This window comes from Photobacterium sp. J15 (assembly GCF_963870815.1).
Taxonomy (GTDB): domain Bacteria; phylum Pseudomonadota; class Gammaproteobacteria; order Enterobacterales; family Vibrionaceae; genus Photobacterium; species Photobacterium marinum.
In genome coordinates this window covers 542,154-568,725 of sequence record NZ_CAWMUI010000002.1, presented here as the reverse complement: position 1 = coordinate 568,725, position 26,572 = coordinate 542,154, and the positions used below count along the sequence as shown (strand labels likewise).

The 26,572-nt window shown below is 45.1% G+C and carries 24 protein-coding genes; 13 read left to right on the top strand and 11 right to left on the bottom strand.

The genetic code is table 11. The features are described 5' to 3' along the window. Positions 1-25 precede the first annotated feature (25 nt). Together AACQ93_RS19425 and AACQ93_RS19420 are read left to right on the top strand one after the other, a co-directional pair. Positions 26-946 (top strand): homocysteine S-methyltransferase family protein, encoded by a 921-nt coding sequence (locus tag AACQ93_RS19425; protein ID WP_064607928.1) that lies wholly within the window; start codon positions 26-28, stop codon positions 944-946. Continuing rightward, positions 933-2,489 carry a BCCT family transporter gene (locus AACQ93_RS19420; protein ID WP_084419334.1) on the top strand — a complete coding sequence of 519 codons (1,557 nt, stop codon included), beginning with the start codon at positions 933-935 and terminating at the stop codon, positions 2,487-2,489. The genes AACQ93_RS19425 and AACQ93_RS19420 overlap by 14 nt, the downstream gene beginning before the upstream one ends. An 85-nt stretch (positions 2,490-2,574) precedes the next feature. Here the strand turns inward: AACQ93_RS19420 and AACQ93_RS19415 are convergent, their stop codons facing one another. Then, a complete protein-coding gene (locus AACQ93_RS19415; protein WP_064607926.1) occupies positions 2,575-2,970 on the bottom strand; it encodes an ACT domain-containing protein in 396 nt (131 codons plus the stop codon). Positions 2,971-3,207: 237 nt separating this feature from the next. After that, entirely contained in the window at positions 3,208-3,363 is a 156-nt protein-coding gene (locus AACQ93_RS19410) for a hypothetical protein (protein WP_198160208.1), read from the bottom strand. A gap of 506 nt (positions 3,364-3,869) precedes the next feature. Between AACQ93_RS19410 and ylqF the strand changes: the two genes are divergently transcribed. Next, the gene (ylqF, locus tag AACQ93_RS19405) at positions 3,870-4,820 is read left to right on the top strand and encodes a ribosome biogenesis GTPase YlqF (protein ID WP_064607924.1); all 951 of its coding nucleotides are present in this window, start codon (positions 3,870-3,872) and stop codon (positions 4,818-4,820) included. 82 nt (positions 4,821-4,902) lie between these two features. On the opposite strand, the gene AACQ93_RS19400 is transcribed toward ylqF, so the two are convergent. Next, on the bottom strand, positions 4,903-5,589 hold the full coding sequence (locus tag AACQ93_RS19400; protein ID WP_064607922.1) for a hypothetical protein: 687 nt from the start codon (positions 5,587-5,589) through the stop codon (positions 4,903-4,905). Between the two features lie 91 nt (positions 5,590-5,680). After that, complete coding sequence (locus tag AACQ93_RS19395) at positions 5,681-6,112, bottom strand: c-type cytochrome (RefSeq protein ID WP_064607920.1); 432 nt, start codon at positions 6,110-6,112, stop codon at positions 5,681-5,683. A gap of 131 nt (positions 6,113-6,243) precedes the next feature. Here AACQ93_RS19395 and AACQ93_RS19390 point away from each other — a divergent pair, with 131 nt between their 5' ends. The 3 genes from AACQ93_RS19390 (at position 6,244) to AACQ93_RS19380 (ending at position 9,282) form a co-directional block, all read left to right on the top strand. After that, positions 6,244-6,870 carry a cytochrome b/b6 domain-containing protein gene (locus AACQ93_RS19390; protein WP_007464219.1) on the top strand — a complete coding sequence of 209 codons (627 nt, stop codon included), beginning with the start codon at positions 6,244-6,246 and terminating at the stop codon, positions 6,868-6,870. Positions 6,871-6,879: 9 nt separating this feature from the next. Continuing rightward, positions 6,880-7,308 carry a MarR family winged helix-turn-helix transcriptional regulator gene (locus tag AACQ93_RS19385; RefSeq protein WP_064607917.1) on the top strand — a complete coding sequence of 143 codons (429 nt, stop codon included), beginning with the start codon at positions 6,880-6,882 and terminating at the stop codon, positions 7,306-7,308. A gap of 813 nt (positions 7,309-8,121) precedes the next feature. Continuing rightward, positions 8,122-9,282 carry an MFS transporter gene (locus tag AACQ93_RS19380; RefSeq protein WP_064607915.1) on the top strand — a complete coding sequence of 387 codons (1,161 nt, stop codon included), beginning with the start codon at positions 8,122-8,124 and terminating at the stop codon, positions 9,280-9,282. Between the two features lie 805 nt (positions 9,283-10,087). Here the strand turns inward: AACQ93_RS19380 and AACQ93_RS19375 are convergent. Beyond that, a complete protein-coding gene (locus tag AACQ93_RS19375) occupies positions 10,088-12,667 on the bottom strand; it encodes a hybrid sensor histidine kinase/response regulator (RefSeq protein ID WP_198160206.1) in 2,580 nt (859 codons plus the stop codon). A gap of 230 nt (positions 12,668-12,897) precedes the next feature. On the opposite strand from AACQ93_RS19375, the gene AACQ93_RS19370 reads away from it, so the two are divergent. Both AACQ93_RS19370 and AACQ93_RS19365 read left to right on the top strand, forming a co-directional pair. Beyond that, a complete protein-coding gene (locus AACQ93_RS19370) occupies positions 12,898-13,380 on the top strand; it encodes a hypothetical protein (protein WP_051035745.1) in 483 nt (160 codons plus the stop codon). Between the two features lies 1 nt (position 13,381). Further along, positions 13,382-14,434 (top strand): hypothetical protein, encoded by a 1,053-nt coding sequence (locus tag AACQ93_RS19365; RefSeq protein WP_157097609.1) that lies wholly within the window; start codon positions 13,382-13,384, stop codon positions 14,432-14,434. A gap of 117 nt (positions 14,435-14,551) precedes the next feature. Here the strand turns inward: AACQ93_RS19365 and AACQ93_RS19360 are convergent, their stop codons facing one another. After that, on the bottom strand, positions 14,552-15,457 hold the full coding sequence (locus AACQ93_RS19360; protein ID WP_064607911.1) for an ROK family protein: 906 nt from the start codon (positions 15,455-15,457) through the stop codon (positions 14,552-14,554). Positions 15,458-15,669: 212 nt separating this feature from the next. Between AACQ93_RS19360 and AACQ93_RS19355 the strand changes: the two genes are divergently transcribed. Beyond that, a complete protein-coding gene (locus AACQ93_RS19355; RefSeq protein ID WP_007464203.1) occupies positions 15,670-15,885 on the top strand; it encodes a hypothetical protein in 216 nt (71 codons plus the stop codon). 114 nt (positions 15,886-15,999) lie between these two features. Here the strand turns inward: AACQ93_RS19355 and AACQ93_RS19350 are convergent, their stop codons facing one another. The 5 genes from AACQ93_RS19350 to phhA all read right to left on the bottom strand — a co-directional run bounded on the left by AACQ93_RS19350 (position 16,000) and on the right by phhA (position 21,167). Beyond that, positions 16,000-16,617 (bottom strand): PqiC family protein, encoded by a 618-nt coding sequence (locus tag AACQ93_RS19350; RefSeq protein WP_064607909.1) that lies wholly within the window; start codon positions 16,615-16,617, stop codon positions 16,000-16,002. Next, positions 16,617-18,263, bottom strand: coding sequence for an intermembrane transport protein PqiB (pqiB, locus tag AACQ93_RS19345; RefSeq protein ID WP_064607907.1), 1,647 nt, complete (start codon positions 18,261-18,263; stop codon positions 16,617-16,619). The genes AACQ93_RS19350 and pqiB overlap by 1 nt, the downstream gene beginning before the upstream one ends. Positions 18,264-18,304: 41 nt before the next feature. Continuing rightward, a complete protein-coding gene (locus AACQ93_RS19340) occupies positions 18,305-19,606 on the bottom strand; it encodes a paraquat-inducible protein A (RefSeq protein WP_064607904.1) in 1,302 nt (433 codons plus the stop codon). Positions 19,607-19,990: 384 nt separating this feature from the next. After that, positions 19,991-20,359, bottom strand: coding sequence for a 4a-hydroxytetrahydrobiopterin dehydratase (locus AACQ93_RS19335; RefSeq protein WP_007464194.1), 369 nt, complete (start codon positions 20,357-20,359; stop codon positions 19,991-19,993). Beyond that, complete coding sequence (gene phhA / locus AACQ93_RS19330) at positions 20,352-21,167, bottom strand: phenylalanine 4-monooxygenase (protein ID WP_064607902.1); 816 nt, start codon at positions 21,165-21,167, stop codon at positions 20,352-20,354. The genes AACQ93_RS19335 and phhA overlap by 8 nt, the downstream gene beginning before the upstream one ends. A 414-nt stretch (positions 21,168-21,581) precedes the next feature. On the opposite strand from phhA, the gene AACQ93_RS19325 reads away from it, so the two are divergent. From AACQ93_RS19325 to AACQ93_RS19310, 4 genes are read left to right on the top strand one after another with little or no spacing between them, the layout of a single operon-like run. Beyond that, positions 21,582-22,712, top strand: coding sequence for a homogentisate 1,2-dioxygenase (locus AACQ93_RS19325; protein ID WP_064607899.1), 1,131 nt, complete (start codon positions 21,582-21,584; stop codon positions 22,710-22,712). A 60-nt stretch (positions 22,713-22,772) separates the two neighbouring features. Beyond that, the gene (locus AACQ93_RS19320) at positions 22,773-23,795 is read left to right on the top strand and encodes a fumarylacetoacetate hydrolase family protein (RefSeq protein WP_064607897.1); all 1,023 of its coding nucleotides are present in this window, start codon (positions 22,773-22,775) and stop codon (positions 23,793-23,795) included. Positions 23,796-23,810: 15 nt separating this feature from the next. Beyond that, positions 23,811-24,434 (top strand): maleylacetoacetate isomerase, encoded by a 624-nt coding sequence (maiA, locus tag AACQ93_RS19315; protein ID WP_007464183.1) that lies wholly within the window; start codon positions 23,811-23,813, stop codon positions 24,432-24,434. Between the two features lie 13 nt (positions 24,435-24,447). Continuing rightward, positions 24,448-26,511, top strand: a complete 2,064-nt coding sequence (locus tag AACQ93_RS19310) for an acetoacetate--CoA ligase (RefSeq protein ID WP_084419330.1) — start codon at positions 24,448-24,450, stop codon at positions 26,509-26,511. Positions 26,512-26,572 lie beyond the last annotated feature (61 nt).

Here is a 26,572-nt window from a genome sequence, read left to right as displayed (position 1 = left end):
ATTTAAGTTGTATGGAAACTACATAATGAAGAAATTGACCATTCTCGATGGTGGTATGGGCCGAGAGCTGAAACGCATTGGCGCACCATTTTCACAACCACTTTGGAGTGCACAGGCACTTATTGAATCTCCCGAACACGTTCGTAAAGCACATCAAAATTTTATTGATAGCGGCGCACAAATCATTACTGCTAACAGCTATGCTTGCGTGCCTTTTCATTTAGGTGAAGAGCTTTACAAAACAGATGGTGCAAAACTGGCCCGGAAAGCAGCAAAGATCGCAGAATCCATCGCATTAAATGAACGCGCCTATCATCACAATACCGTTTATGTGGCGGGTTCTATTCCTCCTGCATTCGGCAGTTATCGCCCTGACTTGTTCAAAGCACCAGAAGCAAAAGAAATTGCAACCGCGCTTTTTTATGCCCAGGAACCACATGTTGATTTGTGGATAGCTGAAACCATATCCAGCCTTCAAGAGTTCGAGGTAATTCAGTCAGTCCTAAAAAACACCCGTAAGGATTGTTATTACTCCTTCACTCTAGAAGATGAAGTCACAGATATAGCCAGACTGAGATCAGGACAAACAGTGAAAACCGCCACAGCATTGGTTTGTTACAGTGGCGGAAAAGGCATCTTCTTTAATTGCTCAGTACCTGAAGTAATGGAGCAGGCTATTAAAGATGCAAAAGCAACGATTGACAGCTATGGCTCTAATAGTGATGTGGAAATCGGCGTGTTTGCAAATAACTTCACCCCTATCCAATCGGATCATAAAGCCAATGACACGCTGCAATCGATGCGTGAACTAACCCCGGAAGACTATTTGAACTTTGCAAAACGCTGGCATGCACTTGGAGCCAGTGTTATCGGCGGATGCTGTGGCATACAACCTTGTCATATTCAGGCACTGAAAGAATGGAGAGAGACCATTGAAGAATCTTAATTATGGACTGGCATTACCGGCAATCGGGCTGGTACTGATTCTGCTCGTCGTCTCTTCCCTCTACCCGGTGCAGTCACAAACGATGGCAAACGCTGCAATGACATATGTAACCAGTTGGTTTGGCTGGTTAGTTGAAATAGGCAGCCTTGCACTAGTCGGCTTTTTACTCTGGCTCGCTTTCTCCAAATATGGAGATATCAAGCTCGGAGAAGACAAACCGGAATACAACAATTTTTCTTATGGCGGCATGATTTTTACTGCCGGAGTAGGTGCTTCTCTGATTTACTGGGGGATTGGTGAGCCAATGTATTACTTACAGTATCCCCCGCTGTTTGCTGAACACAACAGCTATCCGGCTGCGGCATGGGCTGTTACCTATTCTATCTTCCATTGGGGGATCACCGGCTGGGCGATTTATTGCTTTCCTGCGATTCCGTTCGCTTACGCTTTTTATGTTCAAAAAAAGCGAACTCTGAAACTGTCCACCCTGTGTTCATCCGTAACAGGCCATCATCCTGTCATGGCAAAAGCCATCGATTTACTGGCTATCTTTGGCACTCTAGCAGCTTTTGCAAGTTCACTCGCGCTGACCGTAACCTTACTGAGTACCGGAGCTTCTGAGTTGTTCGGTATTGAAAACGACCTTTTGCTACAAGGCGGCATAATCCTGCTGTTTGTTGCGGCCTTACTGTGCGTCATGCTGGTGGGATTCAATCGCGGGATCAATAAGGTTTCTGACTATACAGTTGCTGTTGCCATCGGCTTTGCCCTCTTTGTTCTGTTTTCGTCTAATGCACAATTCATTCTGAATAACTTCACCGACGCTATCGGTGTCATGCTTGATAGCTTCTTCAGAATGTCGTTATGGACAGATCCGGTACAACAAAGTGGTTTCCCGCAAAGCTGGACTCAATATTACTGGTTCTGGTACTACGCCTACCTCATCATGATGGGCTTGTTCATCACGCGAATATCGCGTGGCAGAACGATCCGTGAAGTCATCTTGTACACTATTTCTATGGGGGCTCTGGGCTGTGCTTTCTTTATTTCCATTTTTGGCGGCTATGCCGTTTGGGCTCAACTGATCGGCGGATTCCCGGTGCAAACCTGGATGTCGGAGGGTGGATTAACCTTTGCGGTCGTCGCTTTAATAAAAACGCTACCAGCCAAATCTGCAATACTCACAGTGTTCTTAGTCATTCAGTTCTTTCTGATGCTGACCACCATGTCCAGTGCCAGTGTCGCAACTGCAATGCTGACTACTAACGAATTGGCATTAAATGGTGATCCGGATAATAAGGTCAAACTCTTGTGGGCAGGAGCTATCGCCCTGATCAGTTTCAGCGTTTTCCTATGTGGTGGCGGGATTAATACAATTAAATCGCTATGTGTTGTAGCCGGGCTGCCTATGATGTTTATTTACGCCATTCTTGTGAAACACCTGATGCAAGAGCTGAGACAGGATAGTCACCAAAATCAGCAGGAAGATAGCCTTTCGTTCGCAACTGAGTATAAAAATGTAGGAGCTGTACAGTCGATATAAATTATTGACATCAGTTTGCTATAAAAAAGGATGGCTGAGGTTTAAGCTATCCTTTTATTAAATATCTCAAGCTTACATTCAAAATTCACTGCCTAAACTCTTCCAGTGCAGCTAATGCTTGTTCTGCTTTCTTACTCTGAACAAAAATATGATCATGGTAATAGGCAGCAATAACATTCGCACTTATACCTTTTGATGCTAACTTAGTAGCCACAGCAGCGGTCAAGCCAACAGCCTCCAGACTAGAATGGACAGTTAATGTGATTAATTTAAACGAAGCCTCAAACTCAAGCTTTGCTTTCTTTGCCACGTCCTTGTCCAGAACTAACGTTAATCCTTCCTGTTCGTGAAAAGTCGCCAATGGTTCTAAATGAGAGTACTCAGAACACGAGCCAGCAACGGTACAAAACACATACTCGCCATCCTGAAGGGCTGGTGACATAGACTGCAACAGTTCATCTAATTCAGTTATCCCGGCCATAACTGACTCTCCCTTTTTTACTCAAGCTTATGCGCCTCATTAAAAGCAACTATTTATTTGGGCATTATTAGTAACCACTAAGACTTGAATGATAGTAAAGGACTATAAAACTTATCCAATCCAAAAAGTAATAACCTTCATCCCCAAAACAATCACCACCGCCATAGATGGTGGTTTAGGGCTGAAAAACAAAAAGGTAGCTCATAGCTACCTTTTTGTGATTTTCTGCAGTAATAGTTAGGCTTTTTTAAGGTATTTAGCTGGATAAGTCAGGGTGTGTTGGTCACTCGTTTTTACATGCACATAAAAGCCACCACCGCTTAAGCCAGTAACCACCATTGGACCTAAATCCGCACCTTTTGTAGCAACTACTTGATCATCAACTTCGAACATGTAAGTACCTTGAATTCAAAAAACAAAGACGAATTTATCGGCCGTTATTAAATCAGGTGCAATGCTTACAGACTAATCAGTTTTTTTATCGTGACCATTGAAACAATTTATGAGCTTGATTGACTATCACAATATGAGAAAGTTACTGATAAGCCAGATATTAAACCCGCAAAAAACACATCGTGATGGTCGATAAATAATCAGAGTTATAACAACAGAAAAGTTTTCGTTCTATCATCCGATATATCTAACGTCACCTGAGCAAGCCGTTGTAACGTGATCTAACAATTAAAGTGATTTATGTCTCACTCTCAGTACGTTAAACTCAACTCCAAATTCTTAATCTAACTATTCGTAACACTGGTGACACGATGCCTTTTACAGCACGCACAATATGCCTTAATCCGTCACCGGTGATTAACCCTGTTTCGTTAGCCTGCGCTTTCAATGCCCCCAAGGGGTATCTCATATAGCGAGGCTTTGACAAAGAAAGAGTTATAAATCAGATGAGTAACACAATTCAGTGGTTCCCGGGCCACATGCATAAAGCTCGTAAAGAGATCGAAGAAGTACTGCCAAAGATCGATGTGATTATTGAGGTACTTGATGCACGTATTCCTTTCAGTAGTGAAAACCCGCTGATCAAAACCTTCCGTGAAAAAAATGATAAGCCAGTTGTTAAAGTACTGAATAAACGCGATCTGGCCGATCCGGAAATGACACAAATGTGGATTGAACACCTTGAAAAAGAGCAAGGTGTTAAAGCAATTGCGATCACCACTGAAAATGTTAATGAAGTTCATAAGATCATGGATCTTTGTCGTAAGCTTGCCCCTCACCGTGAAGAAATGGGCAAAAACATTCGTACCATGATCATGGGTATCCCAAACGTAGGTAAATCTACCATCATTAATACCCTTGCTGGTCGTACTGTTGCGGTAACTGGCAACCAGCCTGCGGTAACCCGTCAACAGCAACGTATTAACCTGCAAAACGGTATTGTGCTGTCTGATACTCCGGGGATTCTATGGCCGAAAGTTGAAAACCCGCACAGTGGTTTCCGCCTGGCCGCTACCGGTGCAGTTAAAGATACTGCGATGGATTACATAGATGTGGCCTTCTTTACTGTCGAATACCTGAAAGAGGCTTATCCGGAACTGATCAAAGCCCGTTACAACCTGGACGACGAACTACCGGAAACTGAAATTGAGCTGATGGAAGAGATTGGCCGCAAGCGTGGCTGTCTGAAAGCCGGTGGCCGTGTAGACATGCATAAAGCGTCTGAAATTCTGATCAACGAGCTTCGTAACGGTACTCTGGGCCACATCACGATGGAACGTCCAGAGATGATCACTCAGGAACTAATCGACGTTGCTATTGAAGCAGAGCGAAAAGCTGAAGAAAAAGCGCGTAACAAAGAAGAGCGTCGTAAGCGTTATCTACGTAATAAGCGCTAATCGCAAGTCGCCTCACACAAAATAGCCGAAAGCCAGTCATTGTGACTGGCTTTTTACGTTGGGCACTACGACAAGGATGCCCTTACTTAATTTTAAGTTGTTCCATATTAAGCTTGTGGCCAAGGTACTGAACATCAACTGTTGCATAGCCCAGGTTTACCGCTTCAAACTGCTTACTCAGCTCACGAGCATGCTGAGCGTCTTTCGCCAGCATAGATACTAAATAAATCGGACGAACCTGACCATCTCTCAATGTTTGGGTATGCAGGTATGAAGAAGTCACAACACCGGCCTGATTCAGACTGATGACTCGCTGCAAATCGATCCCCAGTACACGATCCATCTCAAGGCTGCTGACATTCTGGTTCCAGGTGAAGGTCACACCATAATTATTATTTATTGGTGTGTTATCCAGCCACTTGGCACCCAATGGTTTGATATTGGAGATTTTCACCAATTCTTTTTTATACATTGGTAAATCGGCGAGTTTCTCTTTAACAGCTTTCTCGCTATCTGCTTCGAGAACAAAGCGTAATATCTGAATTGGCTTTCCATCTAACTGGCTCTCAACCAAGTACATATCCTTTACTTCGCCCTTTTGAATCAGTTCACCAAATGCAGCACGCTGCTCAGCCATGGTATCCAATACTTCCTCTGCATTGTTGGTGTTCCACTCCAAAGCAACGCCAAAATCTGCCGCTGATACGGATGCACTGAAAAAGCCCAATGCTGCCGCAATTACCATTGAAGTTCTCTGGTTTACTTTCATTATCTTTTCCTTCTCTTATTGAGCTCGGCTAATAGTTATATTCGTGTTGTGCAATACGATTTTGTTGAGCAACTAAACCGCGATTGAATATTTACCAACGTGAACGGTAGCTTCGGTGACAGCTCCTGCAGGTGTCCGAAGCCATTTCCAAACCGGCTTCAGCATCTGATTTATTCAGTGAAGTGCTTGCCTTGTATAAGGCCTTGAAACCCTGTTCCATTTGCTTCAGCAAACGCTGGAATTTATCCGGGTTATCCCATATTGCAGGCTTTGCTTTACTGCCCTCTTCACTCCCTTCAGGAAACGAAGACATCAAAACCTGGCTATGTTCCATTAACTCAGCTCCAATCAATTTGATACTCAGCCAGTCTTTCTGATTACTATCCAGTTTCTCTTCTGCCTGCTCGAGTTTTGTTTCTATAGCTGAAAACGCCTGCTGTCTGGCCTGAATTTCATTGGCGAAATCCTGAGCCATACTGGTAAGCGGCATGATCAACAAGATTGTCGTAGCTAGTCTTTTCACTTGTTCTCCAATCATTCCTTATTGACTTCTACCCAACAAATTTACACAGCAATAGTTGCGATAGCAACTATTGCTGTGTAAATTTGTGCAATCTTTATTTTACGCTGAATCGAACTATTGGAGCTCAAATCATGAAAGTCTGGGACTTACCAACTCGTATATACCACTGGCTTCAAGCCATCTTATTTATCGGATTGCTTGCCAGCGGTTTTAGCAATAACGGACCACATATTTATCTGGGATTAATACTTTTTACCTTGGTTATCTGGCGGTTAGGCTGGGGGGTTATCGGTAGCGAAACAAGCCGTTTTCGTCAATTTTTACGCTCACCGAAACAGGTCATCCTTTATCTACGTGGAAAGTTTCCTGCTCGTCCCGGCCATAATCCTGCAGGCGGATGGATGGTGATGCTCATGATTTCAATGTTATTGCTTCAATGTGTTTCCGGTCTCATCATTGCAGGATTTTTCGATACTGTTCCTTTGATTGAATCCTTACTCGACGACCCTGTCTTTGATGCCATATTTGCTATTCACCTAGTACTGGCTCGTCTGTTACCTGTACTTATTGCAATCCATCTTTTAGCCATACTGGTCTATAAGCTTTGCTCTAAACCTTTGGTATGGGCAATGGTCAGTGGTGTACAAAACCAACTTGCAGGCCAGGATGTTGAAATGGCACAAAATAGCCGAGCACTATTAGTGCTTGTTCCCTCCGTATTAGTTACTATTGCAATTATTGCAGTTTCCCTAATGTGAGATGGATAGATGAGCGTAGAGTTTGACCGCCAGAAAAGTTTTGGATGGATGATTAATGTTGTTGCAAATAAGGCATCCAAACAATTTGACACCGAGCTGAAAAAGCACGGACTGACAGTAGCACTCTGGCCGACAATGATGTGCTTATGGGAAGAGGAAGGGATCACCCAGCGCGAAATTGCGCAAAAGTCCAAGGTGGAAAATTCAACGACAACCCGTACCCTAGATAAGCTGGAAAAAATGGGATTAGTCGAAAGACAAACGGATCCCAATAGTCGCCGTTCATTTCGTATTTATCTCACTAATAAAGGGCGTGATCTGAAAGAAACACTGCTACCTGTTCCTATTGCCGTTAACCAGTCTCTCTTAGATTCACTAGATGAAGATGAGCAACTAGAAATGATTCGTTTACTACAGAAGATGGTGGCGGCGATTTAGAACTAAACTGTGATACTGAAGAACTGAGACAAATCCCGACTAAAAAGAGAGTGCAGCTCCCCCCGCTACTGGGGAGCCGCACTTGAAACGTCATTAGACAAAGTGACTATGTACCTACTAACAACGGTGACTTATCTTTCAGCCTGAAATTTGAGAGAGGTCAGGTAAAAGATGAAGCCCCATCGCAATTTACTTTATGAAAGTAACGTGCCAACTTTCTCACAACTAAAAATCAGTAAGTTACAATCACCTCATCCCAGCAGCGCACCATATAGAGGAAAATGTGCACCACGACGATACGTATTGTTGATAAGAATGGAAAAGTGGCGAAGGCTAAAAAATACTTATTTGTCTTACTTACATACCTTACTTTCAATAAATCATCTTTTTTTCAATCAAAAATCTGCTGAAACTTTCAAGTACATAAATCCAATCTTTTACAACACTAAGCATTTCACTTAAACATCGAGCTCAAAAAAGATATCAAAGCAAAATATACCACTAATTTTATTATGATTTTCACCTCGAACTTCAACAATAAAATTGAATCAATCCAAACAACTCTAATGATTATTTATCGCCTTTTACTCGGATAAATAAAACAGCGACATCGGATTAGAATTTCTCATTTTACGTCAGCGAAATAAAGCCTCATATTCCCCCCGTTTTCGTTCGAAAACAAATTCTAACATTGCTTTACTACCATCCCTGAAGTGCTTTACAGCTCTTTGGGCAGCCTTGCTCTGCCTTTCATAAATCACTGGTAGTAAACAAATTTTTATTAATTTTTATTTTTACGTGGAGACTAAGGTAGTGACACTTTCCACTACTTGTCGCAAAAGCGAAGGCATTTTTGTACCTGTTGCGGGCCTAACCCTATTCGCCGTAGCCTCTGGCTATTTGATGAGCCTGATCCCATTGTCCCTGTCGAGTTTTAGGATCGATACTGACTATGCGAGTTGGTTAGCCAGCACATATTATCTTGGCTTATTAGTGGGTTCGATGATGATTGAGCCTGTCATTGCCAAAATTGGTCATCGCTTTGCATTCATCAGTTTCCTTGTACTATTAGCAATTACTGTTGCAATGCAGCCAATTTTCCCTAACAAAGATGCCTGGCTTTTAATGCGATTGATAGCAGGTATGGCTGTAGCCGGGATTTTTGTTGTGGTTGAATCCTGGTTGTTGATTGGCGACAGTGCCGAAGAGCGAGCTAAACGCCTTGGGATCTACATGACCTCCCTTTACGGCGGTACGACCATCGGACAATTTGGTGTAGGTGTAATCGGTACTCAGGGTTTTGGCCCTTTTATTGCGGTTCTGATGCTATTGCTGACAGCGCTACTTCCACCGCTAATGGTTCGTCAGGGACAACCTGCTGCCTGTCAGCATCAAAGCCTGTCGCTGAAACAAATCAGCCGTCTGAGTAAGCCAGCTATGATTGGCTGCTTGATCTCCGGCGTGGTAATGGGGAGCATTTATGGCTTGATGCCACTGTCTTTACGCCAGAACCATCTTGATGCCGAGCAGATTAGCGTATTGATGGCAGCCATTATTATGGGAGGTATGCTTATCCAACCGGTAATTGGAAAAGTATCCGTAAAAATGAGCAAAACATTGTTGCTGGGTATGATGTCTTTACTGGGTGTATTTGCAATCGGCCTGACTTATGTTTCAGATCATTATCTGGTTATGGTCATTGCTCTGGCAATGCTGGGAATGTCGGCTTTTGCCCTCTACCCAATTGCTATTACTCTGGCTTGCGATCACCTGGACTCTTCGTTCATTGTCGCAGCAACTCAGGTAATGCTATTCAGTTACAGTATCGGTTCGGCATTAGGGCCTGTTGGTGCCAGCCAGTTTATGAAAGAAAGTAATGGATTGATGAATTTCTTTTTCATCGTACTGCTTGCTACAGCAATCTACATGCTGTTTGCCAGTATTCGTCGCAAAACTACTGTACTGGCTAGCTAAACAGGCTGTTGTGCTTTTGTAGGTTCACAGTCACCTGTAGTCAAATGCAACTACAAAAATGCCTGAAAACGAAAAACGCCGCAAAATCTGCGGCGTTTTTTACATCTTGAAACTCAAAAATTCTAAGCGCTCAAAAAAGAGCGGGCGCGACTTTCGTCGCGCCCTTAGGTCTTACTCGCAGCAATCCAGCTACTATGGTGCTCCCTGCATCATTCCTTGATTATGCTGTTTCCTTCAGCTTAGTCCTTTAGTCCCCATCCCGGAGATATCCTTTCGGTCTAACCTTGACCCGTCGAAGCATCCTGTTTCGACTCTCTTCTCCTTCCTGGAGGTGTCCCTTACTTCATCCTGAAGAGGTCCGTTTTGTCTTCCTGACTGACAAACTTCCTGCTTGTCATATCGGTTCCTTCCGATTGTCCCTTCACAGTCCATGTTCGATAAATCATCCTGATCTACCGTCCTCATCCTGAGGTCGCCATAATCCCTGGCAGCTTTCCTGTTCCGTTCCGTCAGTTCCTTCCGACAAGGTTTAGATTACGGGAATTGAGAATCTAAGCAACGGCTCAAGCTCAAATTTTTTCTGCCAACAAATGAAACAAACCAAGAAACAAACATAAGCAACTGATTTTAAATAACATTGAATTTAATGACAGTTAAAACCTGGTCATATTCATTCTATTCTCCCACATGTTTGTAAGAGATCTCTCACAAGCGGATACGAACTCTGCCTCTGTTTCCCCCAAACACCACAAGCACTTCCTAGGTATGTATTAGCCACTACTCATCTAAAAAGCCGAAATCGTTACTAAACAAGCTGTGTACACTGCTCCAGTTTCTGTAACAACACCTCTTTCTTAAAGGGTTTCGCGACGTAATCATCCATACCGACATCAAAACACCTATTAATGTCTTCATCCAAAACGCTGGCTGTAAGCGCAATAATTGGTAACCGATAGCCAGTTTTAGCCTCATGCTCCCAGCGCCGGATCTCTTGTGTTGCAGTGAAACCATCCATTACAGGCATCATACAATCCATCAAAATAGCACCATAGCGTTTACCCTGCTTAACCGCATCCAGAGCTTCCTGACCATTATTAGCAACCTCGTACTGATATCCGGCTTTTTTAAGAAACAGAGAAGCCACTTTCTGATTTACCAGATTATCTTCAACAACCAGAACAAGATCACTTTGAGGGATATCTGATATTTCTTCTATCACGTTTTCTACAGTGCCTGTGGGAACCATAGTTTCAGATTTCATCACCGCATCAACTTTCACTCCGTCCGGCATTGCCCGAACAGTTTTTGCCGACTTCAGTGCATTGTAAAAACGGCTTCCCAACAAAGGTAGCATTACGATACCGTCAACATCTGAACCAAAATCATGACTCTCACGGTAATGATGGCAACACAGGATTAATGCGGAATGAGTTAATCGCTGACGAATGGCAGACAGCTCTGCTGTTACCAGTGATCGTTCATGAGGGCAATACAGGACAAAATCGTAATCATCAGAGTTAGGTTCAAGTTGAGTTGTGGATTTAATGTTATCGCAGCTCATGCCCCATTTTTCACATTCAAGGGCAATATCACAAGCACCGCCATGGCGGTCATCTGTTATCAAAAGACAACGGTATCCAACTAAGTCTGAAGCTGGTTCAGCACTTTCCTCTACAACGTCAACCTCCATTGAGAAGTAAAAATTACTGCCAACATCTTTCTCGGAGAATAATTGAATCTCACTTCCCATAAGTTCAACTAACTGACGACAAATCGTCAGTCCAAGCCCTGTTCCGCCAAACTGTCGGGTAATCGAGCCATCTTCCTGAACAAACGGCGCAAAAATCTGGTTCTGCTTATCCCCGGCAATACCAACTCCGGTATCCATGACAGAAAAAGTTAGGTCAGCTTTATGATTACCTTTAAGCTGACAGTCTATGGCTAGCGTCACCATACCATTTTCAGTGAATTTAACCGCATTAGACATTAAGTTCATCAATACCTGACGTAGCCGATGCTCATCCAGCATCACCTGCTCAGGAATATCAGGATCAAGCATTAGCCTAAGATCGTTATGAGCATCTGCTGCTTTAGTCAAAACGATACTTGTTGTGTCATAAGCAACTTCCCTGATATTACATTCGTTCGGAGCCAGAACCAGATTTCCTGACTCAATTTTCGATAAGTCCAGAATGTCATTAATCAGCAGTAGCAGCGTCTGAGATGAAGTTTCGATCGTTTGCAGATATTCGAACTGTGCAGCAGTCAACTTTGTATCAGCTAGAATGCCGGACATCCCGATAATGCCATTGAGTGGTGTACGAATTTCATGAGACATATTAGCCAGAAAGGAACTCTTGGCTATATTAGCTTGTTCCGCTTCCTCTTTAGCATTAAGAAGAATATCCCGGTTTCGGCAACGCTCTTCAATCAACAAGTTCAGCTGTTTAGAGAAAATTGTAAATTCATCGCGGCCGTCTTCCCTCACCTTAATATGTCGTTCAGGCTCATTTTCTATTCGCGCCATAACATTAAGAACATGAATCAGGTAAGTAATGATCCGTCTTGAAAGGCTAACACCAAGAAAACAAATAAAAACCAAAGACAATGACAAAATGCCGACATAGATCCACATCATATTCTTGGTTTTTGCTGTGGTTTGTTTTATTTCAGAAACTAATTGATTGCTGACCTCATATACTACGAACTGAATTAACCTGAATCGCTCATTAAAAGCATTCATTCCGAATTGATGCACTTCTTCAGTCACTTCACCATTTAAAATCGCATTACGTAATCTATAACTATTTGCAAAGGCCGGGTGAATAAAGGTCTTACTAAGCAACTCAATCTGCTCAGGACTTGCGCTGATCGACAAATAACGCTCAATGAAAAGTTGTTGGTTCTCAATAATAGTTGCTATCAGTGGTTTTACTTCACTTTCATCTACAGACACACGATCTATCAATAAATGTACATACCAGTTTTCCTGCTGCGCCCAGAATTTCAACCACTGTAACTGATATAACACTTGCAGTTTTTGCTCAATTTCACGGACACCAGTCTCCACAGCGTTCTTTTCAAGGTTTTTAAGCGACTGCTCAACAACATCACCGGCCCAGTTAGACCAGTCGTAAACCTCATTAAAACTGACATTGCCATAGTCATCCAGCGCATTAAACATATCGTGTGAGACAGCAATTGCACTGTCTTTGCCGGGTTGAGCCAATGACTTCTTACTTATATCCAAATAATGAGTTGCTGCTTCTCTTGCTTGCAGCTGTGCTTCTTTATTTTCAATATTGTGAAGTTTATCTGTTCTCAGTTCATGAATTGATGATGCAAATATTAAAGTTTCATCGAGAAGTTGGATTTGAGCAGACATTATATTTAATGACTGCAATTTCCCATAAAGTTCTTTTAGTTCAACACCGGTAAATAACGAAGAAAATGTGAGCGGTACCACAACTAATAACAAAAGCCTTGTTTTTATCGATATTCTGTTTAACAGGCTCATATCTTCTCCTTGAACTCGAACCTATTTTGCCTATTTGTCTGTGCATATTTGTATACTATTATTTATAGCAGGATATATTTATCAAATTGGATTTTTCGATGTGCAATGGACTGAAAAATAATACTTTGATCGCCTTACTTTCCATGTTGGGAGCTTTTTTGTTTCCATCCTTTTCTGCATCATCGGCTACAAGTAATGACAAGTATGTTGAGTTTGCCGTGTTCTCAATGAATAAGGAATTACCTCAGCTCACAAAAAGTAAAGCCCGAATGCTCTACAAGGGGAGAACAAAAAAGTTAAATGGCAGCATTAAGATTGTATTGGTGGATTTGCCGGAAACATCAATCTTACGGGAAGATTTCTACAGTATGTTACTCGGGAAATCTATTTCACAAATGAATGGGTATTGGGCCAGTCTCTCATTCTCGGGTAAAGGCACACCGCCAGAAGAACTCAATAGTGATGACATAAAAGATATTCTGGAATGGTTAAATGACCATCCTAATGGCATAGCCTATGCGCCTGTCAGTACCGTTCCGGAAAATGCCAATATCCTCATCACAATCTTACAGGGAGAGTAAGATGATGAAACTTTCTCAAATATTCACGCTCATTCTTTTCAGCTTCACCAGCACATCTTTCGCGGCTATTGAAATCACCGATAACTTTTCTGTCAGCGGCTTTGGCTCAACATCGATAACAAAATCTGATAACAGCACACCGTTGTTTGTTCATCGGGAAATCAGTGACGAGACCTGCTACGACTGCGATACCATTTTCGGCTTACAAGCTGATTGGTTAATAACTGATGAGCTGAATGCTTCAATTCAACTGGTGAAACGTCCTCAGGATAACTGGTCAGATCCCGAGTTGGAATGGGCTTATCTTGCTTATCAATATGATGATCTGACTTTCGAAGGCGGAAGATTAAGGATCCCATTGTTCCTTGCATCACAATACTATTATGTCGGACAAGCCTATACATGGAGCCGCCCGCCTCAGGAAGTATATGACTCAATTCTGGGCTTTACCTTCTATGACGGACTTTCTGTCAGGTGGGAAACTGACATTTCGGATGACACTGCTGTGACAGTGTCACCTTACTATGGTTTCGAAAGAGACAACACCACTGAAATTGGTCCGGACAAGATTACATTTGATACCGATCTGGTTGCTGGTATAGCGCTTGATGTCAGTGGATTTAATTACCGGGTTCATTTCGGTTTTATGCATACTCAATTTGAGATGATTCCGCGGACGGAGCCATTCAGCAAATTAAATATCTATACCCTTGGAGCTGAATACGCGCCTGACAACTGGCACTTTATGGCTGAAATTCAGGCCGACAACACACAGGCTAACTGGTATCTGAGCGGAGCGTATCACATAGGTGAATTCACACCGTACCTCGTCTATGGTGAAAGCCACCACAGGCGTAAATCCAGCAGCATCACCGCCGGTGTTCGCTACGACATAACCTACTCCATCTCACTGAATGCTGAGTGGCAGGGTGTCTATATGGATAGCGATGATTACAATCGGTTTAACACTGGACAGTTTGTCATTCCGGCGAAAGCCATCGGTGAAGATAAAGATGCACAGCTTTATACCCTCATGTTGAACTTTGTCTTCTAGGACATATTCATCATTACAGCAAACAAAAAAGAAGAGGCCAAATGCCTCTTCTTTTTTCTTTCAACTACAGAGCCATTCCATAAGACATTATTTTACAGGCAGTTATTTCATCAACCGCTATTTCACTAACATAGCCGCACCAAATACGCCAGCGCTGTCACCCAATGCAGGTTTTACGATTAGGGTGTTCAAAACAGGATTAAACAGGTGTCGTTCTATTGCTTTGGGGCCGTATTCATACAGCGCATCGATATTACCGACACCGCCACCAACAACAATCACATCCGGGTCAATCACGTTAATGATTTGCGCAACTGCAAGACCGAACTTTTCAATTAAACGGGTAACTGTATGTTGCGCAAAACTCTCACCCAATTCAGCCTGTTCAACAATTTCCGGCAAACTTAATGTGCGTTGCGCCAGTTTTTGATAATGGGCTTCCAGCCCTTTGCCAGAAATAACAGTTTCCAGACAACCATGCTTTCCGCAGTAACAAGGCTCGCCGTTCGCTTCCAGTACGTTGTGCCCCCACTCTCCGGCAATACCATGGCATCCGTAAAGCACCTTACCGTTCACGACGATACCGGAGCCCACGCCTGTGCCCATGATAATACCGAAGACCACCTCGGCATCCGGCTTAACCTGTTTAACAACGCCAAGATGCGTTTCAGCCAAAGCAAAACAATTCGCATCATTAGCCAGTTTTACCGGAACACCTAACAAGCTAGCCAAATGTTTATCAAGTGCCTTGCCATTGAGCGAAGTGGAGTTACAGTTCTTCATGACGCCGGTTTGCGGATCCAACACTCCCGGAGTACCAAAACCAACTCGTTCAGGATATTCCCCAACCTTCTCCGCACATATGTCGATCAGTGACTTAATCCGCTGCAGCACATGTTCATAACCGTGCTCACCTTCAGTCGCAATCCGTTCGCGTACGATGCACTGATCATCATCACGGGACATCACAGCACACTCGATTTTGGTGCCACCTAGGTCTACCCCCCAATAATAACGGCTCATCTTGTCTCCACTGTTTTGCCAAAGTTATGACATAACATCATAAACACCGGATACAACTCATTCAGTTAACTAGAGCGAATTATTGAGATACAAGTAATTGAGCTATAAGTATTCACGGTATACAGCAAGGCATTTGCCCGCAAAGAAAGCAAAATCGACCATACTTAAACCGTTAACCAATCAATCATTATTTAACGGTGGAGATTTCTGGTATGTTTTTAAAAGAAGCGCGCACTGGAGATCTGGTCGATGTTGTCGATATGGCATCGCTGGTCAATCCTTTCTCACAACATGTGACTGTTCAATACCAATCAGGTGAAGATCTCGCTGAGCCTGTGACTGTCGACAAGCATAACCTTTCCTTCCCATCAGGAGAAAACCTGCCCGAATGCTGGGTCAACGGCTACTACCGTCTCCAGCAAAAATAAGCAGAGCAACAAATACCCCATTCACAAAAGGCCCGCTATTCGACTTCCTGTTCCAATATAGCGGGCTCTATGTTTTCAAAGCGTATAATCCTTATCAATTCACAATGCCTTAGCTCATAACGCATTAATGGACAATCGCTGTGCTATCTGGGTCGTTAGTCGATCCACACCTTCAGACAACGCTTTAACCTGTGCGTCGTAACCCTCCTGATCAAGCGGAACCTGAAAAGCAAACGGATAAACGCCCTTCAGCTCACCGTCACTGTCCAGCAACAACCATTCTCCGGCCAGTTTCGCCATACCTGTATAGTGACCATTAAATTGACTGAGCTTCACCTGCAAACGCGGCGAGTCCGATACTGTTAACGCTGGTGTCAACTCAGTCGACCAATAACGGCTCTGCTTATAGCGTAAGTCTTTATTTATCCTGCGAGTAAGTTGCCTGCTGATCGACTCAGCCCATAAATTTTGTTGTGCTTGTACCACCTCGGTTTCACTCATCTGATAGACAAGACCAGTTCCCGACAAGTGCTCTGCCATTTCAACCGGACGAACCACCAGCAGAGGCTGATGTTTACCACGAGTAACAAACTGCTGCATGTTCGCTTCCTGTACATTTACACTCTGAGCTGAAGGCGGCAGCAGATAAGAGGTACTGACAGCTTCAGGTTGACTACTACAACCAACCAGCATCCCAGCTATCATCAACGAAAAAATAAATCCCTTGCACATTACTGAGCCCCCTTAACCGGAATCGGATCTTTCGGCTTCTCCCCGGTAAATATTAATGAATTCGGCTTTTCATTAAGCTGCCTAAGAACCGGTTGTAACTCCAACATCACCTGCTCAAAGCGCCCCAGAGCTTGCTCAAGATTTCGATAAGGCTCCGCATCAGGGCTAAAGCCTTTCAGAGTTTCCTGAATTTGCTGCAAAGTCTGACGAATGTCACCGGGCAATGCTCTTGTCTCTCTCTGCGCTAATACCTTAGTAAGCTCATTGGCCGTTCTTTCAGCAGCCAGCAATGACCTTTGCGACGCATTAAGGCTCTTATTCAGACTGCTAATAGTATCTTCAACCGGAAGTTTTTCGATTTTGGTCAATATTGCTGTTAGCTGTTTTTGAATCTGAGCAAAACCACCAGCTTTAGTCGGGAAGATATCGTACTTTCGATATTGCCTTAATTCCGGCATTGGTTCTTCCGGGTATACCTCGGTATCTATCAGTAAGGCACCGGTTAATAAGCTTCCGGTTTTCAGAGACGCTCGCAGACCCAACCTGAACTCCTTCTCCAGGCTTTCCTTGAGCCTTGGCAAAGCTTCCTCTTCAACCTCACCATATATTCGTCCAAGCTCGATTCTGACTAAAACAGGGATCTGACGATTGGAGAAACCATCCCTGTCGCTCGGTAACTCAAGAGGCACTTTCCTGACCGTTCCGATCCGGATCCCGCGATACTCCACCGGCGCTCCCGGATTCAGTCCCCGTACCGATTCATCAAACAACATGACATATTCCAGATACTCATCGAAAAAACGTTCACGTACCTGTTTGAGATTGTTATAAAGCCGAAAGCGAGAAAAATCTTTGGTGATCAGCTCTCCGGGCTCATTTCCTCTGGGCACCCGAAAACTAACACCGCCGGTGATCAACGATTCAATAGAGCCAATTTGCATACTGAACCCTTCAGCAGACATTTTTAAATCAACGCCGGATGTCAGCCAGAAACGGGTTTTCTTACGAATTAAGCTGTCATAAGGCTCAAAAATAAACAGCTGATAATTGGCCTTTTTCGCTTCAGGATCAAAAGTGACTTTCTCAACCCGGCCGACAGTAAATCCTTCATACAATACAGGGTCGCCGACTCCAAGTTTTCCGGCTTCCTTGTGATAAAGCATCAAGCGTAAGCCTTTAGCGTCAGGAGGCGCTACTGGCGGAACCTCCAGTACATCAAACTCATACTTCTCCTCTTTGGCTACCCCCGGCTGAAGCTGGACATAAGCCCCGGATAACAAGGTTTCAAGCCCAGACACACCTTCTTTACCAATACGGGGTTTTACCACCCAGAACAGGGTATCTTCCCTCAGCATCCGAGCAGCATCTTTATCGATCTGAGCGGTAGCAATGATGGCACTATAATCGTCATTAAGTCGCACATCGCTAATCACCCCAACCCTGACATTCAGCGCTTTAACTTCGGTTTTGCCAACTTCCAGCCCTTCGGCAGTATTCAGGTACAGCGTGACTTCCGGCCCTTTACTGGTGGCAAACTGAACCAGCATCCAGATACCGATTCCCACAGCAATCAGCGGAACCAGCCAGATAGACGATATCTGCTTTATCGACTGCACATCTGCTTTTTCAAACTTACCATCACTCATAATCAGCCTTTTCTTTATTATTTACGGCCAAACATATTCCCTTAAGTCGCTTCCGTTCGAGGGAGAGATTCTGATTCAGTCCAGAATACCCGGGGGTCAAACACCATTGCCGATATCATGGTCAACACCACGACACAGGCAAAAGACAGCGCCGCCGGACCAGGATAGATAGCCATCAGGTTTTGTAACTGAACCAACGCCACCAGAATGGCGACCACAAAAATATCAATCATTGACCAGCGCCCGATCAGTTCGGTCATCCGATAAAGTCGCAGACGCTGAATGGCCTGGCGGGAATCAATATCTCCTGAGCGCCGGGCATTGGTATATAACCAACCCAGGGCAAAAATCTTAGCTAACGGAATAACCACACTGGCAAGGAAAATCACAGCGGCAATAGGATAAGAGCCCAACTGCCAAAGCAAGACAATGCCGCCAATAATGGTAGAACCCTCTGATCGACCAAGACTGACGGTATACATCATGGGATACAGGTTGGCAGGAATGAAAAAGATCGCCGAAGCAATCAGCAGTGCCCATGACCGTTGCAAGCTTTGCTGCGGGCTGAACGGATGTAAAAGCCCCCCGCACCGAACACAAAAGGCATGATCTTTTTCCGGCAACGGATTGAGCTGAGCACAAGTATGACAACTGACATGATTGACTGAATGATGACTGTCACCCGGCATCACCCCTTCCAACGGATGCATGGGCACAATTTGCAACCAGAGCCAGGTCCGATCCACCATGGAGACGCACTTAACCACCAGCATGGTATAAATACAAAACGCCCAGAATGACATACCCAGTCCGATATCTGCCATTGAAGCGATTTTGATCAAGCTGACCAGCACTCCTATAAGGAATACATCGACCATCAGCCAGGGCTCCATCCTACACATAGTGCGAAACAGGCGTTTGTTATGAAGACTTTCCCCTTCAGGCATCCCTGCCCTTTGACGCTGTCTCGCCAGCCAATACAGATAAAGCACAAGAGAAATGTACAGCGCAGGCAAAATCACCACAGTCAACAGCAGCAAGACAGCCAACAGACTATTCTCAAAGTTATTAAGCATTTCAGCCGCATTCAGCAGGGTAATTTCCTGCCGGATCCCCTGAACACTGAAGGACATAAACGGAAAGCTGATACTAAGAACCAGCATGATAAGGCAAGCAATACCGTACGACAGCGGGCGCTTAAGCGGCAAACTGATATGCTTAGCCAGCGTGTGACCACAACGGGGACACGATGCTTTTTGCCCGTCACCTAACGGCGGAAGCTCAGTGACCAGGCCACACTCTTCGCAAGCAATATATATTTGAGATACAGCAGGTTCACTCATGATCGGTCTTCGCTCCGCCTTTTCAAATCAGTATAGGAAAAGTCTGCGAAATACCATCAGGCAAGGTGAGACAAAGTTATTGAATAGCCGCTGTTTATCACGTTTTCAGTACAGTCATGGCCTGTCATTAAGCTTGTAATAAGATGATAGGCAGTATGAAATAAAAAACCTCCCGGAACAGGAGGCTAAGTCAACAAGATAAAGTGAACGTCTAGTTTTTGATATGCACAAATAAGCAAACTTTAACTTTTCCGATGAAACAAACAACTGATATCAATAACCTGAAAGGAAATAAGCACAAGCGCCACTAATAATCAGTATAGTTAATAAACGCATTCCCATATTGATAATATGGGTACTTATCTCATTCGTTGCGACTCCGATCTACTCCTTCGCCAAATCCTGATTATTCAATGACAGGTAAGCAATATCCGTTTTAGCGGCACAGATAAAGTCATTTCGGTGCAAGCCTTTTACAGAATGACTCCACCAGCATACCGTCACTTTGCCCCACTCCAGAGTTATCGCCGGGTGGTGAAATTCCTCCTCTGCCAGCTCGGCTACTTTGTCAGTAAACATCCAAGCCTGTTTAAAATTCTTGAACTTATACTCCCGCTCCAGCTGGTTGATTCCATCCCGGTTATATACGTCCCACTCAGGCACACTCTGAGAAAGCTCAATCACTTCCCTGTCAGTCAGCATCGGTGCCCCGACATGGCAGGCCTCACACTTGAGTTGATGTAATTCAGACATAATCTCCCGTTGTCTCCTTGTTGTTTTTCGGTGGAAATACAGGTGCATGTAACCCCAGGGATTTCGCCTGCTGCACCATGCCCATAATGTCCTGTCGGGCCAGCTCATAAAGCTGCCCGATATCATCAATGACAAAGTATATAGGCTGCATGATGTCTATCCGGTAAGGCGTGCGCATAATATCAACCGTGTCAAACTCGCGATATTCCGGCTTATCACTGGTTACCGCATATTCGGTCTCACCCGGTGACGATAAAATCCCGCCACCGTAAATCCTGATATCCCCGTTATGACGAAGCAAACCAAACTCAACGGTAAACCAGTACAAACGCGCAAGATATACCCTGTCTTCCTTACTGGCCTCGTACCCCAAACGACCATACGTATGAGTAAATTCAGCAAACGCCGGATTAGTCAGCATCGCGCAGTGCCCGAAGACCTCATGGAAAAAGTCCGGCTCCTGCAAGTAGTCAAATTCTTCCCGCCGACGCAGGAACGTCGCAACCGGAAAACGCTTGGCCGCAAGCAAACTGAAGAAACGATCGAAGTCGATCAATGCCGGCACCTCAACGCACTCCCAGCCTGTCGTCTTCCTTAGCACGCAGTTAATTTCTTCCAACTGCGGAACCCGATCCCGAGGTAAATCCAGCAGGCGTAATCCGTTGATATATTCTTCACACGCCCGTCCTTCAATGACACTTAGCTGACGGGTTACCAGATCATGCCAAACCCGGTTCTCTTCTTCAGACCAGTGAATAAAGCCGTTTTCATCCGGCTTTTTTGATACGTATTTCGTCGCAGTACCCATAAAAAACCCACTTTACATTTTTTGCTGTCAGTAAGCCTTTCCATGGCGTTATTCGATTCTTTCCTCAAACAGAAACAAAGAAAAGTCACTGTCTTTATTAAGGTTAGGAGCAACACTGACAAAGTATGAACCTTCGGCTTTCGATCTGGCAAAAGCCGAATGTAACATTATTTTTACATCGCTTTTTAATATTGAGAATCTCAACGGTGTTATCCACGCCAACTCACATCTGCCTCTGACGGCCTGAATATTCTTGTGAACCCAGCGAATTTGTAAAATTATCGGCACACAAAAAACAACAATAAACTCTCTTATAAGTTGCCTGTTTGGCTGTGCTCGACCAGATTTTACGTATCGAGTTAACATAAAGTTAACCTGCATGAACGCAGGTCAGCGATAACCGAGGATCAGGTTATGCGGCACTGGTTTCAGTTTCCGATAATTGAAGGAGAAGCGTCACGGCAGGCTCACTGTGATTTGCCAGAAGGAACTTATGAGCGGGAATGCGGAAAGGAAGGTTTCTTCGGCCCAGCCAGCCATATGTACCATGCAAATCCACCGACCGGATGGACAGCATGGGAAGGTCCGCTGCGACCGCGGGCAATAGACACAACCAAACTCAATCAGCCAGGCGAATCCCCCTGGGATGCCTCTCTGATTCTGTATAACAACAATCTGAAAATGCGGGTGTGGAACTGTTCGCAGGATATGGTTCACCTAGTCCGAAACGGAGATGGTGACGAAATACTTTTTGTACATAAAGGCAACGGTCAGCTGTTTTGCGATTACGGTCATCTGCAGTTCCGCGATGGCGATTATGTTGTTCTTCCCAGAGCAACCAGCTGGCGAATTGAAGTGAACTCACCGGTGACACTCCTGCTGATTGAAGCAACAAACAGCAGTTATCAGATGGCCGAACGTGGCCTTGTCGGTCAGCATGCCGTTTATGACCCCGCAATCCTCGATTATGCCCGTATAGATGATGCCTTCTTAGCTCAGCAGAATAACAACCAGCAATGGCAGGTTATGCTGAAAGCCCGCAATACCATGAATACCATCACCTATCCCTACAACCCACTTGATGCTCAGGGATGGAAAGGCAACCTGACGGCATTCAAACTCAACTGGCGGGATATCAGGCCACTAATGAGCCACCGCTATCACTTACCGCCATCAGCACATACAACGTTTGTCGCTGACGGTTTCGTCATTTGCACTTTTGTACCGCGTCCGATCGAAAGCGATCCTCAGGCGCTGAAAGTGCCTTTCTACCATAACAATGACGACTACGATGAAGTGCTGTTCTACCACAAGGGGAATTTCTTCAGCCGTGACAATATTGAAGCCGGTATGATCACCCACCACCCATGTGGCTTCTCGCATGGCCCACACCCGAAAGCACTGGCAACCAGCATGGAAAATCCCAAAAAAGAGACTGACGAAGTGGCTGTGATGATTGATACCCGCTGGCCGTTGGAAATTGCCGATTTACCTGAAGACGCTGAAAACAAAGACTATGTTTATTCATGGCGACAGAAAGATTAAGTAGTCCCAAATGGAATAAGAACCGCCGAAAAAATTTACATTGTAAATAAGGAGTCGAGCGTGAAACTTGCTTCCCTGAATCACGGCCGTGATGGACAACTTATTGTTGTCTCAAGAAATCTCACCCAAGCCGTTCATGCCCATGACATTGCACCGACTCTGCAGTTCGCCCTTGATAACTGGGATCAGGTTGAAGGTGACTTGCAGCACTTGTACCGCAACCTTAACGACGGTGTTGCCCATGATGTATTCCCGTTCAACCCGAAACTTTGCGCTTCTCCCCTACCACGCGCCTATCAATGGGCCGACGGCAGTGCTTACGTTAATCACGTTGAGTTGGTTCGCAAAGCCCGCGGCGCTGAAATGCCGGAATCCTTTTGGACCGATCCGCTGATGTACCAAGGTATGTCTGATGCTTTTCTTTCACCGACACAGAATATCGAAGTTGCCGATGAGAATTGGGGAATCGACTTTGAAGCGGAAATTGCCGTTATCACTGATGACATAGACATGGGCATCCGCACCGAAGAAGTCCACGGCCATATCAAGCTACTGATGCTTGTCAATGATGTTTCGCTGCGCAACCTGATCCCGGCCGAACTGGCGAAAGGTTTTGGTTTCTTCCAGTCGAAACCGGCGTCATCTTTCTCTCCGGTAGCCGTCACCCCTGACGAACTGGGTGACCGCTGGTACGACTATCGGGTACATCACCGCCTGACCGTCCATTACAACGAAACTTTGTTCGGCCAGCCCCATGCCGGCACCGATATGACTTTTAATTTTGCCGAACTTATCCAGCATGCAGCTAAAAGCCGGAAACTGAATGCCGGCACCATCATTGGCTCAGGCACCGTTTCCAACAAAGACAAAAGCGTTGGCTCCTGTTGCCTTGCTGAACGACGAATGCTGGAAACGATTGATCACGGAGAAGCTCAGACACCGTTTATGCGCTTTGGCGACAAAGTAAGAATCGAAATGTTTGATGACAACGGCCACTCAATTTTCGGCGCCATTGACCAGCAGGTCGTGCGCTATGAACACCGTTACCACAATGAAGACCTGGATCACCATAAACCACATTAAAACAGGCGGTGACTGATGAAACTATACGATTACTACCGCTCTTCAGCCTCTTACCGGGTGCGGATTGCATTAAACCTTAAAGGACTGACCTACGAGAAATGCAATATTTCTCTGGCTGATGACGAACAAAACAGCGCCCGCTATTCCGCGCTCAACCCGAGCTGCCAAGTACCGGGGCTGGAAACAGAGCTCGGCCTGCTCGGCCAGTCGCTGGCAATTATGGAGTACCTGGAGGAAGTTTATCCATCACCGCCGATTCTCCCGGAATCCCACTGGGACAAAGCAAAATGCCGGGAAGTCGCCCTAACGGTGAGCTGTGATATTCACCCGCTTAACAACCTGCGAGTGCTGAACTACCTAGACAGTGAATTCGGTGTGAACCAGAACGAGAAAATGATCTGGTATCACCACTGGCTCAATCGGGGATTTCATGCCCTTGAGGGTCTGCTTCGCGGCCACAGTCATCCGTTTTGCTTCGGCAGTACACCAACAATGGCCGATATCTGCCTGATCCCGCAACTCTACAATGCAAGACGCTTTCATTTTGATGTCAGTCCTTACCCGACCCTGTTGGCGATCGAGTCACATTGCCAACAATTGGACGCCTTTGTAAAAGCTCATCCGGATAACCAAAAATAGCAAGGATCCCGCTATGGCAGAGAACGGTGACAAATTGGTATTTCAGGCACAAGCCAGTGAACCAGCACAAATCATGTGGATGCCGGAGAAAGATCGCATCCATGACAGCCTGCTGTACCAGTTCATGGTCGAACTGAGTGAGAAAAAAGATACCCTGTTCCACGACTACAACCAGCTCCACCGTTGGTCTGTCGAAAACAGCGAAGAGTTTTGGGATATGGTGTGGGATTTCAGTCAGGTCATTGGGAATAAATGCCCGCCTCTGACTTTCTGTCCACCGCACAGCAAATTACCGGCCAAAGAAACCCAGTGGTTTCCCCACTCGACGCTTAACTTTGCTGAAAACCTACTGAAAGGCTGGAACCGGCATGCCGCAGCTGATGCCATCATTTTCCATTGTGAAGGGGATCCGCATCGTAGGCAACATCTGAGCTGGCAACGACTGTACCGCCAGACTTCTCAGGTAGCAGCTTTCCTTGCAGACAAAGGTATTAAACAAGGCGATGTAGTCGCCGCTTATATACCCAATATTCCTCAGGCCATCGTTGCCATGCTGGCGACAACTTCACTGGGAGCAATATGGACATCCACATCACCGGATTTCGGCGTCGACAGCGTTGTCGAGCGTTTCGGTCAAACCGCCCCCAAGGTATTCATTTGCGCAGACGGCTACTTCTATAACGGTAACGTTCACTCAGGCCTAAACAACACGAAGGCGATATTAGAAAAGCTTCCTTCTATTGAACAGCTTCTCGTCATTCCTTTTACCGAGCGAGAAAATAAAAAAACTGAACTTACGGGAAACCTTAGTTCAGACAGTGGGCGATACGAAATCACTTTATGGCCGGATCTACTTGAGCAATACCCGGCACAGACCATTAATTTCCAGCCAGTACCTTTTAATCACCCGCTTTACATCCTTTATTCGTCGGGAACCACGGGAAAGCCCAAATGTATTATTCACAACACCGGCGGAACCTTGCTCAACCACCTCAAAGAACACCAGCTCCACTGCAATATCAAACCCGGTGAGCGGCTGTTCTATTTCACCACCTGTGGCTGGATGATGTGGAACTGGATGGTCAGCGGGCTAGCTTCCGGAGCGACACTTGTCCTGTATGACGGCTCACCTTTCTACCCTGACGATAAAGTGTTGTGGGACATGGCAGAACAAGAACAAATCAGCCTGTTCGGCACATCAGCAAAATACCTGGAAGCATTGGAAAAACAAGGCTGTCAGCCAGCACAAAGCCACAACCTGACATCGCTTAACACCTTATGCTCTACAGGTTCGGTTCTGGCACCGGAGCAATTCGACTATGTCTACAACTCTGTTAAATCCGACATACAACTGGCTTCAATTTCAGGCGGTACGGACATTTGCGGCTGTTTTGCTATCGGGAACCCGCTCAACCCTGTCTATCGAGGTGAATGTCAAGGACGCGCACTTGGCATGGATGTGCAGGTATTCGATGACAACAGGCATGCCTTGTTTAAACAGCAAGGCGAACTGGTTTGCTGCAATAGTTTTCCCAATCAACCAATCGGGTTCTGGAACGACCCGGACGACAGTCGCTATCACAGCGCCTACTGGAGTCGGTTCAAGGGTGTCTGGCATCACGGCGACTATGTCGAGCTAAGCGAAACAGGCGGTATGATTTTCTATGGCCGCTCAGACGCAGTACTTAATCCGGGCGGCGTCAGGATAGGCACCTCGGAAATCTACCGTCAGGTTAATCCGCTAAAAGAAATTACCGACTCTGTCGTTATCAGTCAGAATCAGGAAAATGATGTCCGGATCATACTCTTTGTACAAATGTCTGAAGGTTATGAGCTGGGTGATGAACTCAAAGCCAGGATCCGCCAACAGATCCGCGAGCACTGCTCGCCCCGCCACGTACCGGCTGTTATCCTCGAAGTCAGTGACATCCCACGAACCAAATCAGGCAAATTGGTAGAACTGGCTGTTCGCAATATTGTTCATCACCAACCGGTAAAGAATGTCGGGGCATTAGCCAACCCTCAGGCGCTGGAACAGTTCAAAAATCGACCTGAACTACAAGTTGTTACGAAATAACCCTCAAATAAATCGTCTGAAGCAATTCGCTTGCTGTTATTGAGTGTTATGATAGCTGTTT